The sequence below is a fragment of the Thermus altitudinis genome (assembly GCF_022760835.1).
Classification (GTDB): Bacteria; Deinococcota; Deinococci; order Deinococcales; family Thermaceae; genus Thermus; species Thermus altitudinis.
The window spans coordinates 1-12,830 of the sequence record NZ_JAKTNQ010000044.1; the positions used below are offsets into that span (position 1 = coordinate 1).

A 12,830-nucleotide genomic window follows, 5' to 3' on the forward strand; every position below is an offset into this window, starting at 1 on the left:
ATCGTCCCCACGTTCACGTGAGGCTTCGTACGGATAAACTCGCCCTTGGCCATCTTCGCTCTCCTTTCTCCATGCGGGGTAGGCCCTAAGGCCTACCCGAAAGGCATCCTTACTGCCCCTTGATGAGCTTCTCCTGCACCTGCTTGGGGACTTCCTGGTAGTGGTCAAAGAACATGACGAAGGAGCCCCTACCCTGGGTCTTGGAACGCAGATCGGTGGCGTAGCCGAACATCTCCGCCAAGGGCACATAGGCCCGGATCACCTGGGCGTTCCCCCTGGGCTCCATGCCCAGGATCTGGCCCCGGCGGGAGTTCAGGTCACCGATGACGTCGCCCATGTACTCCTCAGGAGTGGTGACCTCCACCCGCATGATGGGCTCGAGGATCACCGGATCCCCCTTCTGCACCGCCTCCTTGATGGCCATGGAGCCGGCGATCTTGAAGGCCATCTCGCTGGAGTCCACCTCGTGGTAAGAGCCATCGTAGAGGGTGACCTTGACGTCCACCACGGGGAAGCCGATCAGGGGACCCGACTGCATGGCCTCCTCAATCCCCTTCTGGACGGCAGGGATGTACTCCTTGGGGATCACCCCACCCACGATGGCGTTGACGAACTCAAAGCCCGAGCCTCGAGGCAAAGGCTCGGCCTTGATCTTCACATGGCCATACTGGCCACGGCCACCCGTCTGGCGGATGAACTTGCCCTCCACGTCCACGGGGCGGGTGATGGTCTCGCGGTAGGCCACCTGGGGCTTGCCCACGTTGGCGTCCACCTTGAACTCCCGCTTCAGGCGGTCCACGATGATCTCCAGGTGGAGCTCCCCCATCCCGCTGATGATGGTCTGCCCGGTCTCGGGGTGGGTGGAAACCCGGAAGGTGGGGTCCTCCTCCGCCAGGCGGGCTAGGGCCTGGGAAAGCTTGTCCTGGTCAGCCTTGGTCTTGGGCTCAATGGCCACGTCAATGACGGGTTCGGGGACCTCAATGGACTCCAGGACGATGCGAGGCGCATCCTCACCCACCAAGGTGTCCCCGGTGATGGTTTCCTTAAGGCCCACCACCGCCCCCAGGTCCCCGGCCCGAAGCTCCTCCACCTCCTCCCGGTGGTTGGCGTGCATCCTTAGGAGCCGGGCCACCCGCTCCTTACGGCCCTTGGTGGTGTTGTACACGTAGGAGCCCGAAGTGATGGTGCCGGAGTAAACCCGGATGAAGGTGAGGCGGCCCACGTAAGGGTCGGCCATGATCTTGAAGGCCAAGGCCGCCAGGGGACCCTCGGGGTCGGGGTGGATCTCCACCTCGTTCCCCTCGGGCGTGGTGCCCTTGATGGGGGGGATGTCCAAGGGGGAGGGCAGGTAGTCCACCACCGCATCCAGAAGAAGCTGTACGCCCTTGTTTTTAAGGGCCGAACCCAGGAACACGGGGGTGATCTGGATGTCAATGGTGCCCTTGCGGATGGCCGCCACCAGCTCCTCCTCGGTGGGCTCCTCGCCCTCCAGGTACTTGAGCATCACGTTTTCATCAAAGTCGGCGGCCACCTCGATGAGCTTCTCGTGGTACTCCCGGGCCTGGGCCAGGTACTCCTCGGGGATGGGCACCTCGCGGATATCCGTACCCAGGTCGTTGCCGTAGGTGTAGGCCTTCATCCGGAGGACGTCGATGATCCCCGAGAAGGTGTCCTCCCGGCCAATGGGCAGCTGCATCACCACCGGCCTGGCCCCCAGGCGCTCCTGCATGGTGCGGATCACCAGCCAAAGGTCGGCCCCCGTCTTATCCATCTTGTTGGCGAAAGCAATGCGGGGCACCTTGTACTTCTCCGCCTGGCGCCAGACGGTCTCCGACTGGGGCTCCACCCCCTGGCTGGAGTCAAAGACCACGATGGCCCCGTCCAAGACCCGCATGGAGCGCTCCACCTCAATGGTGAAGTCCACGTGGCCCGGGGTGTCGATGATGTTGATGCGGTGGTCCTTCCAGAAGCAGGTGGTCACGGCGGCGGTGATGGTGATGCCCCGTTCCCGCTCCTGCTCCATGAAGTCCATGGTGGCCGCACCCTCGTGCACCTCACCGATCTTGTGGATCTTGCCGGTGTAGTAGAGGATGCGCTCGGTGGTGGTGGTCTTACCGGCATCAATGTGGGCGGCGATGCCGATGTTGCGGAGCCTCTTTAGGTCGTACTCTACCTTAACCGCCATGGCTTACCACCGGTAGTGGGCGTAGGCGCGGTTGGCCTCGGCCATGCGCTCCACGTCCTCTTTCTTCTTTATCGCTCCGCCCTTGCCCTCGGCTGCGTCCATGAGCTCATGGGCGATGCGCACGGCAGCCCCCCGCTCGGAACGCGCATTGGCCGCCTGGACCAGCCAGCGTAGGGCCAAGGACTGCTGCCTTCTGGGGGAGACCTCCATGGGCACCTGGTAGTTGGCCCCACCCACGCGGCGGGAACGCACCTCCATCCGGGGCTTCACGTTCTCCACCGCCTGCCTAAAGACCTTCAACGGCTCCTGCCCGGTCTTTTCCTGGATGATGCGGCAGGCCTCGTAGAAGATGCGGGCGGCCAGGTTCTTCTTGCCCTCCCGCATGATCTTGTTGATGAAGGCCGACACCACCACATCCCCGTAGACCAGGTCGGGCTGGAGTTGGCGTACCTCTGCTCTTCTTCTCCGTGCCATAGTTCACCTACTTCTTCTTGGCCGGAGCCGCGCCCTTGGTCTCCTTGGGCCTCTTGGTCCCGTACTTGGAGCGGCTCTTCTTGCGGTCCTTCACCCCTTGGGTGTCGTAGACCCCACGCACGATGTGGTAGCGCACGCCCGGCAGGTCCTTAACACGGCCACCCCGGATGAGGACCACGGAGTGCTCCTGCAGGTTGTGCCCCTCCCCGGGAATGTAGGCGGTAACCTCGTACCCGGAGGTCAGGCGCACCTTGGCCACCTTCCGCAAGGCGGAGTTGGGCTTCTTGGGGGTTACGGTGCGCACCACGGTGCACACTCCCCGGCGGAAGGGCGACCCCTTCAAGGCCGGAACCTTGCTCTTCTTCTGGACCTTCTCGCGGCCCTTTCTGACCAGCTGGTTGATCGTCGGCAGTGCCACCACTCCCTTCTTCTTGGACTTGCCCCCGTGTTCTCAAGATCCACCCGGGGGAGTTGCCTTCCCCCGGCTTTTGCCCACACAGGGCACCACCCTCAGGGCCAGGGGCTGGCCCTGAGGGCCCTCAACTTGATTAGTGTACAGGGCTAGGCCTCTTTTGGCAAGCCGGGGGGCGAAGAAAAACCCAGCCCTCGAGGGGCTGGGGGGTTCTGGAGCCGGTGGCCGGATTTGAACCGGCGGCCTACCGCTTACGAGGCGGTTGCTCTACCGCTGAGCTACACCGGCCCGCCCTAAAGAGTCTAGGGCAGGACTCCCTTTTTGCGCAACTACCGCAAGACCACCCCGGGCTGGACCCTGAGGGCCCGGAAGAGGGGCAAAAGGGCGGAAAGAAAGGTGGCGGCCAGGCTTGCGCCGCTCACCCAGAGGAAGTCGGACAGGCGCATCTCCACGGGCAGGTGGGTGAGGAAGTAAAGCTCCCCAGGCAGGTCCACGGGGCGGAGGGCCAAATAAAGGGAAAGGAGATAGCCGAGGAGGTTGCCTAGGAGCACGCCGCCCACGCCCAAAAAGATCCCCTCGAGGGCAAAGACCAAGCCCACGGTGAGCCTCGAGGCGCCCATGGCCCGAAGGAGGGCGATCTCCGGGGTCTTTTCCACCACCTTGAGCACCAAGAGGTTGGCCACCCCTAAGGCGGCCACCGCCACGATCAAGAAGATCAGGATGCCCAAAACCCTCTTCTGCAAGGAGAGTTGCTCCAAGAGGGTGCGCTGGGTGTCCTGCCAGGCCTGGGGGAAGAACCGGGTACCCGCCAGTTCCCCACCCAGCTCCTTGGCCCGCCAGGGGTCCTTGAGGCGCACCTGGTACCCTTGCGCCCTGATCCCGGAAAGCCTTTCCACCGTCTTTAGGTCCACAAAGGCATAGGCGGAATCCAGGAGGTAGTTACCGGTACGGAAAGCCCCCAGGACCTTAAGCTCCACCCGTTCCTGGGTGGCGGACATGGCGTAAAGCCTATCCCCCACAAAGGCCCCCAAGGACTGCTGCAGGGCCGAGCCCAGGTAGATGCCCCCGGGCTCCAGCCTTAGGCCCAGCTCCGGGTAAAGGGCCTCCCCGCCTGCGCCCAGGCCCACCAGGGTGGCGAAGTCCACCCCCGGGCCCCTGGCGCCCTCCGCCGGGCGGGTTAAAAGGGCCTTGGTGGCGGCAAAGGGGGCGTAGGCCTCCACCCCGGGATGGTCCCGCCCGGGAAAAGGAGGCAGCTCCTCGCTCAAGCTGAAAAGGACCAGATGGGGATAGGCCTTCAAGGTGGCCCGCACCAGGCCGCTGACAAAACCGTTGGTGAGGGAAAGGGCGGTGAGGAGGACCGCCACCCCCACCCCTACCCCCAAAAGGGCGAGTCCGGTCTGCAAGGGTCTTCGCCTGAGGTGGGCCAGGGCCAGGAAGAGGGCAAAGCGCACGCCCTTAGGATACGGACTTTAGCGCCTGGGGTACTCCACCACCTGAAGCTCCACCAGCCTCCGGCCAAAGCGCAAGGCGGTGGCCCGGTCGGGAAGCCAAACGTCCACCTTTTCCCGCATCCTGGGGTGCATCACATCGGCCACCACGAAGACCCGGTCCCGAAAGAGGTAATCAAACTGCCCCCGGCCGCGGCCATGGACCGAACCCAGGTCGCGAAGCCGCACCTTGGTGCCGTAGGGCAACACCTTAAGGAGGTCGGGGCTCACCGCCAGAACCCCCAGGCGGGTACGCATGCCGGTGGCGGTGATGAAGGGGGTGGAGTCGGTCTCCCGCACGCTGGAGGTGTAGGCGGTGGCCTCGAGGAGCATGCTTTTTCGTACCCCAGACTGGGCCCAAGCCCCGGCAACGGCCAGGGCGAAGAGGAGCAAAATCAGGAAACCCCGCATAGCGCCCTTGAGTATGCGGGTAAACCCTTTAGCTTTCTGAGAAGGATGAGGGGGCTGGCTCATCCAAGCCAGCCCCCAAGGGCCATGGAATTGTTCCGATCACTAAGCGGCTGGCCCGCCAAGGGACGTTATCGGAAAATGCCGGATTAAAAAATCCTTAGGACCCTTTAGCTTGCTCTCAATCCGCTCCCACCCAAACCCTAGGGGCAAGGGGTGGAGGAGATCTCCAGGCGGTAGCGGCCGCTATTCTCCTCGTCAAACCCCGCCCGGGAAAGGCCCCGATCCCGCACCACCAAAAGGGTGGCGGGGGAGATGGGGGCACAGGCCATCACCGGGTCCAGGACCAAAGGGGAGGAGTCTGAGGGGCCCGTGTACAGAAGGGCCACCAGGTCCAAGGGGCCGGAATAGGTGAGCCTTAGGTACCCCGTGGCGGAAGAGACATTGTAGTGGTCAAACTCCCCCACGAACTCTATGGCCCCCTGCTTTACGCCGGTGGTGAAGGCTTCCCCGTCTCCCGCAGGGTTGGGGGTAAAGGCATTGGCGTACAGGGTAACCCGGTCCGGGCTTAGGGCGTAGTTCTCCACCCGCAGATAAAAGGCCTGGCCCGACCGCCCCTTGAAGCTGAGGCGGTACCCGGGATCGGTGGTGATCTGGGGACGCAGGGAGAGGGGCGCAAGTTCCTGCCTAGCAGCAAACCAGTTCCGGGCCACGCTCACCGCCTGCACTACCCCCTTATCGTCCAAAAGCACCAGGCGAAGCCGGGCCCTTAGTCCCAGATCGCTGGAAACCGCACTCACCCGCACCGCCCCATCTTGGGAAAGGACCATGCGGTACACCCTCACCCCGGGACGGAGCTCCCCGCCGCTTTCCTGGGCAGGGGGAAGCTGGGCCACAACGTACCCCCCCACAGGTAGGTCCCCGCTCACCGGTGGGGTGCCCTGGAGGTTGCAGGCCACTAGCAACCCCCCGGCAAGCACCGCAAGCCACCCTTTGGCTAGTCTCCCTTTGTCTCGCCACATAAAACCCCCCTTTACTCCCAGGATAGCCGGGAAGGGAGGAAGGGAGGCTTAAGTTTTCTTTAGCCTACTCCAAGACCCCCAGATAGGCGTAGAGGTCGGGTCCTCCGGGGAGGATCTCCACCACCAGGCCCGGGAACTTGCCCGCCAGTTCCTCCGCCCTTTGCCTCTCGGCGTTGGGGCCTAGGAAAAGGGTAAGGATCTCCTTACCCTCCTGGGCCAGGCGGATAAGGCCCTCCAACACCTCCTCCGGGGTCTCCCCCATCAGGACCAGCCTCCCGTCCAAAAGGCCGATGGGTTTGTCCTTCAAGACCTTAACCCCGTCCACCTCCGCGTCCCGGCTGGCCCAGGTGACCTCGAGGGTCACCGCCCCCCTCATGGCCTCCTCCATCTCCGGAAGGAGCTCCTCGGCTTCCACCTCGGGGAGGTAGCGCACCGCGGCCGCCAGCCCCTGGCCCAGGGTGCGGGTCTTGATCACGTACACCTCCTTGCCCAACTCCTTGGCCAGTTCCGCCGCCTTCTCCGCCGCCAGGAAGACGTTGGGGTTGTTGGGGAGGAGGATCACCTTAGGGCTCGCCACGCTTCTGATGGCGGCAAGCAGGTCCTCCACGCTAGGGTTTTGCGTCTGCCCCCCCGCCACCACCCGGGCCCCCAGGCTGCGGAAGGCCCGGGTGGGCCCATGCCCCAGGGCCACGGCCACCAGGCCCGTGGGGGGCGGGGCCTCCTCCCCCGCCCCCGCCATGGCCAGGATCTCCGTGTGCTGCTCGGTCATGTCCTCCACCTTGGTGCGCACCATGCGGCCGAAGCGGGCCACGGTGGCCAGGAGGCCATCGGGGTCATCGGTGTGGATGTGCCCCTTCACGTACCCCTCGGCCCCCACCACCAAGAGGGAGTCCCCAAAGGGGGCCACCGCCTCCCGGATCCTCTCAATGGGCACCTCCACCCCCTCCATGAGGAACTCGGTGCAGTAGCCGAACTCCTCGGTGGCGAAGGCGGTCTGGGCGTAGCGCTCCACCTTGGGGGGCTCGGGCAGGGGTAACCTCAGGAGGTACCCCCGTAGGCCCTCCAGAAAGCGCACGTACCCCGCACCCCCAGCGTCCACCACCCCCGCCTGCTGCAAAACGGGAAGGAGCTCCGGGGTCTTTTCCAACGCCTCCCGGGCGGCCTTAAGGGCATGTTCCAGGACTTCCTCGAGGACCTCCCCTCTAGCCCCTTCCCCCGCAGCCCGGGCCACGGTGAGGATGGTCCCCTCCACCGGTTTCATCACCGCCTTATAGCCGGTTTCCGCCCCCAGGCGCAGGGCCTCGGCCAGGGTGGGGGCATCCAGCACCTCCTTTTGGCGGATGGCCTCGCTGAACCCCTTCAGGATTTGGGAAAGGATCACCCCGCTGTTTCCCCGGGCCCCAAGAAGGCTCCCGTAGGCTATGGCCCGGGCCACCTCGGGCATCTTGGAGGTGTCCGCCAGGTCCAGCTCCCGCCGGGCCGACTGCAGGGTGAGGTGCATGTTGGTCCCCGTGTCCCCATCGGGAACCGGGTAGACGTTGAGGGCGTTGAGCTCCTCCACGAACACGGAAAACCAATCCGTGGCGTAGCGGAAGGCCTCGGCAAGCTCCTCCGGCCTCAGGCTAGCCACGCCCCACCCCCACCACGTGCACCCGCACCTGGGAAAGCTCCACCCCAGCGAGCTTTTTGGCGGCAAAGGCCACCCGCTCCGCCAGGGACTCCACCACCGTGGGGATGCGGGTCCCCACCGCCACCACCACGTAGAAGTCCGCGGTGTACTTACCCGGGTTGGCCGGGTCTTGGCGCACCACCACGCCCTCGCTGGCCTCCTGCCGGCCTAGGATGCGCACCACCTGGTCCTTAAGCCCCGCGGGGGCCATCCCCACCACCCCCGGCACCTCGTGGGCCGCCAGGGCCAACAAGGAGGCCAAGGCCCCTTCGGTTACCGTCACCCGTCCGGGCATCCTACCTCCTTAGGGCCTCCTCGGGGGGAGTATAGGGCAAGCCGAAGGCCTCGGCCACCCCGGGGTGGGTGAGAAGCCCCTTGTGGGTGTTCAATCCTTTAAGGAGGGCGCTATCCTCCAAGAGGGCTTCCAGGCCTTTTTCCGCCAGCTTGAGCACGTAGGGCAGGGTCTGGTTGGTGAGGGCGAAGGTGCTGGTCCTGGGCACCGCCCCCGGCATGTTGGCCACCCCATAGTGCACCACCCCCTCCACCATGTAGGTGGGTTCCGCATGGGTGGTGGGGCGGATGGTCTCCACGCACCCCCCTTGATCCACGGCCACGTCCACGATCACCGAGCCCTCCTTCATGAGGGGGAGCATGTCCCGGGTGACCAGCTTGGGGGCCTTTGCCCCCGGCACCAAAACCGCCCCAATGAGAAGGTCTGCGTGCTGGATGCTCTTCTTGATGTTGGCCTCCGTGGCGGTGAGGGTGACTACCCGGCCCCCAAAGATATCGTCCAGGTACTGCAGGCGCCTATGGTTCACGTCCAGGATGGTCACCTGGGCCCCCATGCCCAAGGCGATCTTGGCGGCGTTGGTGCCCACGGTGCCGCCCCCCAGGATCACCACGCTGGCCGGGGCCACGCCCGGCACCCCGCCCAGGAGCACCCCCCGGCCCCCATGGGGCTTCTCCAAGAACTGGGCCCCCACCTGGGGGGCCATGCGCCCCGCCACCTCGCTCATGGGTACCAGGAGGGGCAAGGAACCATCGGGAAGCTGCACGGTTTCATAGGCGATCCCCGTGACCCCGCTTTGCAGCATGGCCTCGGTAAGGGTGCGGTCGGCGGCCAGGTGCAAGTAGGTGAAGAGGATAAGCCCGGGGCGCAAAAAGGGGTACTCCTCGGGAAGGGGCTCCTTCACCTTGACCACCATCTCCGCCCCCCAGGCCTCCTCCCGGCTCACCAGCTCGGCCCCCGCCCGCTGGTATTCGGCATCGGATAGGCCGGAACCCACGCCCGCCCCCCGCTCCACCAGCACGGTATGCCCCCTTTTGACCAGGCTCTCCACGCCACCCGGGGTCATGGCCACGCGGTTTTCCAGGGTCTTGATCTCCTTGGGTACGCCGATCACCATACTAGGCCTCCTTTACAAAGACACGCCGTATCTTGAGCTTGAAACCGTCGCCCTCAGCGATGGCCAGAAGCCTCCTACGGGAATCCACCAAGGCCACATAGCCCAAAGCCGGGATGGGCAAGGGAACCCCTTCCAGAACGCGCCGGGCCTCGGTGTGGGAAAGCTCCACCGCGGGAAAGGGCAAAACATCGGTTTCGGGGATGGCCTTTTCCGGGGAGAGTTCGGAAAGCTTCACCGCCCGCTCCAACCCCACCTTGCCGATGCGGGTGCGCACCAGCCCGGAGAGAAAGGCCTTGGTCTTTAGCCTCTCCCCCAGGTCCCGGGCAAAGGCCCGCACGTAGGTGCCGGGGCCCACCACCAGGCGGATCACCGCGGTGGGGTAGGACCCCAAGGGCTTGGGAAGCTCCACCTTGCGCCCGCCCTTTTCCGCAAGCCGCCAGCCCTTGGCCGAGGGGGCGATGGGATGGGGGATGGGCCCGGGGTCCCAGGCCAGGAGTTCCACCTCCAGGTACTTTACCGGCCTGGGGCCCAGCTCCAAGGGCTTTCCCTCCCGGGCCACCTCGTAGGCCCTTTTCCCCCCCACCTTGATGGCGGAGTAGAGGGGAGGCACCTGCTCTTTCAGCTTCAAAAACGAAGGGAGCACGCTCTCCAGGTCCTTGCGGTCAAAGCGCACCGGGGCCTCCTCGCTTATGGGACCTTCGGCATCCAAGGTGGGGGTGGTGGCCCCAAAGGAAACCCAGGCGATGTACTCCTTCTCCTCCCCCGAGAGGAAGGGGACCAGCTTGGTGCTCTCGTCGGAAACCAGGAGGAGAAGGCCCGTGGCCAAGGGATCCAGGGTGCCGGTATGCCCCACCCGGCGGGTGGAGAGAAGGCGCCTCGCCTCCTCCACCACGTCATGGGAGGTGAGGTGGAGGGGCTTGTCCACCGCATAGAGGGCCATGCCTAGGGGATTGTATCACCACCCGGTGGGGAAAAGAATGGAGGCATGGACCTGCAAGACCTTTACCCCAGCCTCGCCTTGGCCTGGCCCCGGCCCGGGGTGCTGGAGATCACCCTAAAGGGCGAGAAGTTGAACGCCTTGGGCCCAAGGGCCCACCGGGACCTGGCCCGGATCTGGCGGGACCTCCGGGAGCTGGAAGAGGTGAGGAGCGTCCTCCTAAGGGGCGAGGGTGGGGTCTTCTCCGCCGGGGGCTCCTTCGCCCTGATTGAGGAGATGCGCGCCTCCCACCGGGCCCTCTTGCGGGTCTTTTGGGAGGCCCGGGAGCTGGTCCTAGGACCCTTGGACTTCCCCAGGCCCGTGGTGGCGGCCGTGGAAGGGGTGGCGGTGGGGGCGGGGCTGGCCTTGGCCCTAGCCAGCGACGTGGTGGTGGCGGGCAAGGGGGCCAGGCTTCTGGACGGCCACCTGCGGCTTGGGGTGGCCGCCGGGGACCATGCGGTCCTCCTTTGGCCCCTTCTTTTGGGCATGGCCAAGGCCAAGTACCACCTTCTCCTCAACGAACCCCTCACCGGGGAGGAGGCGGAAAGGCTGGGCCTGGTGGCCCTGGCGGTGGAGGACGACCAGGTGTACGAGAAGGCCCTCGAGGTGGCCACCCGCCTGGCCGAAGGCCCCAAGGAGGCCCTGAACTTCACCAAGCACGCCCTAAACAACTGGTTCCGCACCTTCCTGCCCCATTTTGAGGTCTCCTTGGCCCTGGAGTTTCTGGGGTTCCAAGGGGAGGAGCTGGAAGAGGGCTTAAGGGCGCTTAGGGAAAAGCGAAAACCCCTGTTCTAGCCATGGAGAAGCCTCTGCGTCTACAGACCTTTCTGGCCCGTGCGGGCGTGGCGAGCCGCAGGAAGGCGGAGGAGCTGATCCGCCAGGGCCGGGTGCGGGTGAATGGGGCCGTGGCCACCTTGGGACAGAAGGTGAACCCAGGGGACGTGGTGGAGGTGGACGGCAAGCGGGTGGAACCCTTGGCCGAGAGGGTGGTCCTGGCCCTGCACAAACCCCGGGGCTACACCACCACCCGCCATGACCCCCACGCCCAAAGGACGGTCTTCCACCTCCTGCCCCCTATCCCCGGTCTCCACCCCATAGGCCGCCTGGACCGGGATTCCGAGGGGCTCCTCCTCTTCACCAACGACGGGAGCCTGACCCTCCGCCTCACCCATCCCCGCTATGGGGTGAGGAAGGTCTACCGGGTCTGGACGGAAAGGGGTACCCTGCCCAGGTCCGTCTGCCAGAGGCTTCTAGAGGGGGTGGAGCTGGAGGATGGCCCCGCTCGGGCCCTGGCCTGCCGCCCCGCCCCCGGGGGGGCCCTCCTCACCCTGGCGGAGGGCCGGAAGCGGGAGGTGCGCAGGATGCTAAAGGAGGTGGGCTACCCGGTAAAGCGCCTCCTAAGGCTCCAGGTGGGGCCCATCCGCTTGGGCCAGCTTCCCCCGGGCAAGTGGCGGCGGCTATCGCCGGAGGAGGTAGAGGCCCTTCTTCAACAAACTTCGGTAGAATGAGGGCCATGTTCACCGCGGGAAACGGACCCGTGCAGATCCCTGCCGAAACCCTAGCAAACCGGGTAAAGGAGCTGGGAGCCCAGATCGCCCAGGACTACCAGGGGAAAACCCCGCACCTCATCTGCGTCCTGAATGGGGCCTTCATCTTCATGGCCGACCTGGTGCGGGCCATCCCCCTTCCCCTCACCCTGGACTTCATCTCCATCAGCTCCTACGGCAACGCCTACCGCACCAGCGGCGAGGTGGAACTCCTAAAGGACCTGCGCCTTCCCATCCATGGCCGGGACGTGATCGTGGTGGAGGACATCGTGGACACAGGGCTTACCCTTTCCTACCTGCTGGACTACCTCGAGGCCCGCAAGCCCGCCTCGGTGCGGGTGGCGGCCCTCCTCTCCAAGCCCAGCCGCCGCCAGGTGGAGGTGCCCATCCACTACCTGGGCTTTGAGATTGAGGACGCCTACGTCTACGGCTACGGCCTGGACCGGGCCCAGTTTGACCGCAACCTGCCCTTCATCACCTCCCTTCATCCGGAGGAGGAATGAAGTACCTGGACCTGATCGCCGTGCTCTTCACCGCCGTCCTCTTGGTTTCCAACGTGGCCTCCACCAAGCTGGTGATCCTAGGGCCTTTCACCTTTGACGGCGGTACCCTGCTTTTCCCCTTGGCCTACATCTTCGGGGATGTGCTCACCGAGGTCTACGGCTACCGGCGTAGCCGCCGGGTGATCTGGCTGGGATTTTTCGCCCTTCTCCTGGCCACCCTCACCTTCCAAGGGGTGGCCGCCCTCCCCGCACCCAAGGACGGGGAAAGCCAGCGCTTTGCCGAGGCCTTTGGCCTCCTTCTGGGCCTTACCCCCAGGATCGTCTTGGGTAGCCTGCTGGCCTACTTCGTGGGGGAGTTCGCCAACGCCTATGTGCTGGCCAAGCTGAAGGTGAAGACCGAGGGGCGCTTCTTCTGGCTGAGGGCCATCGCCTCCACCCTGGTGGGCCAGGGGCTGGACACGGGCATCTTCCTCCTGGTGGCCTTCTACGGGGTCTTCCCCCCGGAGGTGCTCCTCACCGTCTTCCTTTCCAACTACGTCTTCAAGGTGGGCGTGGAGGCCTTCATGCTCCCTATCACCTACGGGGTGGTGGGCTTCCTCAAGCGGGTGGAGGGGCTTGACGTCTACGACCGGGACACGGACTTTAACCCCTTTCGTTTGGCGTGACGACACCCTGCTCTAAAGAGCAAGGCTTCTCGGCTCCGGGTGTAAACCCGTCCCCGAAGGCTCCGTCCGAGCCTTA

At 65.3% G+C, this 12,830-nt stretch carries 14 protein-coding genes and 1 tRNA gene; 4 read left to right on the forward strand and 11 right to left on the reverse strand.

What is annotated here, in order from left to right:
* Nucleotides 1–109: 109 nt before the first annotated feature.
* The 11 genes from fusA to truB form a co-directional block, all read right to left on the reverse strand.
* Nucleotides 110–2,185 carry an elongation factor G gene (gene fusA / locus L0D16_RS11455; protein ID WP_243032319.1) on the reverse strand — a complete coding sequence of 692 codons (2,076 nt, stop codon included), beginning with the start codon at nucleotides 2,183–2,185 and terminating at the stop codon, nucleotides 110–112.
* A 3-nt stretch (nucleotides 2,186–2,188) separates the two neighbouring features.
* On the reverse strand, nucleotides 2,189–2,659 hold the full coding sequence (rpsG, locus tag L0D16_RS11460; protein ID WP_243032321.1) for a 30S ribosomal protein S7: 471 nt from the start codon (nucleotides 2,657–2,659) through the stop codon (nucleotides 2,189–2,191).
* Nucleotides 2,660–2,666: 7 nt separating this feature from the next.
* Entirely contained in the window at nucleotides 2,667–3,080 is a 414-nt protein-coding gene (gene rpsL, locus L0D16_RS11465; protein WP_016328548.1) for a 30S ribosomal protein S12, read from the reverse strand.
* A 204-nt stretch (nucleotides 3,081–3,284) separates the two neighbouring features.
* Nucleotides 3,285–3,359, reverse strand: a tRNA-Thr gene (locus L0D16_RS11470).
* Between the two features lie 41 nt (nucleotides 3,360–3,400).
* Nucleotides 3,401–4,522: an ABC transporter permease gene (locus L0D16_RS11475; RefSeq protein WP_243032323.1), complete on the reverse strand. Its 1,122-nt coding sequence runs from the start codon at nucleotides 4,520–4,522 to the stop codon at nucleotides 3,401–3,403.
* Nucleotides 4,523–4,540: 18 nt separating this feature from the next.
* Nucleotides 4,541–4,969 carry a 3D domain-containing protein gene (locus L0D16_RS11480; RefSeq protein WP_243032324.1) on the reverse strand — a complete coding sequence of 143 codons (429 nt, stop codon included), beginning with the start codon at nucleotides 4,967–4,969 and terminating at the stop codon, nucleotides 4,541–4,543.
* A gap of 200 nt (nucleotides 4,970–5,169) precedes the next feature.
* Nucleotides 5,170–5,988 (reverse strand): hypothetical protein, encoded by an 819-nt coding sequence (locus L0D16_RS11485; RefSeq protein ID WP_243032325.1) that lies wholly within the window; start codon nucleotides 5,986–5,988, stop codon nucleotides 5,170–5,172.
* A gap of 64 nt (nucleotides 5,989–6,052) precedes the next feature.
* Entirely contained in the window at nucleotides 6,053–7,618 is a 1,566-nt protein-coding gene (locus tag L0D16_RS11490) for a DAK2 domain-containing protein (RefSeq protein WP_243032326.1), read from the reverse strand.
* Nucleotides 7,611–7,952: an Asp23/Gls24 family envelope stress response protein gene (locus tag L0D16_RS11495; RefSeq protein WP_243032328.1), complete on the reverse strand. Its 342-nt coding sequence runs from the start codon at nucleotides 7,950–7,952 to the stop codon at nucleotides 7,611–7,613. The genes L0D16_RS11490 and L0D16_RS11495 overlap by 8 nt, the downstream gene beginning before the upstream one ends.
* 1 nt (nucleotide 7,953) lies before the next feature.
* Nucleotides 7,954–9,063 carry an alanine dehydrogenase gene (ald, locus tag L0D16_RS11500; protein ID WP_243032330.1) on the reverse strand — a complete coding sequence of 370 codons (1,110 nt, stop codon included), beginning with the start codon at nucleotides 9,061–9,063 and terminating at the stop codon, nucleotides 7,954–7,956.
* 1 nt (nucleotide 9,064) lies between these two features.
* Nucleotides 9,065–10,003, reverse strand: coding sequence for a tRNA pseudouridine(55) synthase TruB (gene truB, locus L0D16_RS11505; protein ID WP_243032333.1), 939 nt, complete (start codon nucleotides 10,001–10,003; stop codon nucleotides 9,065–9,067).
* A 45-nt stretch (nucleotides 10,004–10,048) separates the two neighbouring features.
* Between truB and L0D16_RS11510 the strand changes: the two genes are divergently transcribed.
* Genes L0D16_RS11510 through L0D16_RS11525 form a run of 4 tightly spaced genes read left to right on the forward strand, consistent with a single transcriptional unit; the run spans nucleotide 10,049 to nucleotide 12,754 of the window.
* Nucleotides 10,049–10,834 (forward strand): enoyl-CoA hydratase/isomerase family protein, encoded by a 786-nt coding sequence (locus L0D16_RS11510; RefSeq protein ID WP_243032335.1) that lies wholly within the window; start codon nucleotides 10,049–10,051, stop codon nucleotides 10,832–10,834.
* A gap of 2 nt (nucleotides 10,835–10,836) precedes the next feature.
* Nucleotides 10,837–11,547 (forward strand): pseudouridine synthase, encoded by a 711-nt coding sequence (locus L0D16_RS11515; RefSeq protein WP_243032337.1) that lies wholly within the window; start codon nucleotides 10,837–10,839, stop codon nucleotides 11,545–11,547.
* Nucleotides 11,544–12,089, forward strand: coding sequence for a hypoxanthine phosphoribosyltransferase (gene hpt, locus L0D16_RS11520; RefSeq protein ID WP_243032340.1), 546 nt, complete (start codon nucleotides 11,544–11,546; stop codon nucleotides 12,087–12,089). The genes L0D16_RS11515 and hpt overlap by 4 nt, the downstream gene beginning before the upstream one ends.
* Nucleotides 12,086–12,754, forward strand: a complete 669-nt coding sequence (locus L0D16_RS11525; RefSeq protein ID WP_243032341.1) for a queuosine precursor transporter — start codon at nucleotides 12,086–12,088, stop codon at nucleotides 12,752–12,754. The genes hpt and L0D16_RS11525 overlap by 4 nt, the downstream gene beginning before the upstream one ends.
* Nucleotides 12,755–12,830 lie beyond the last annotated feature (76 nt).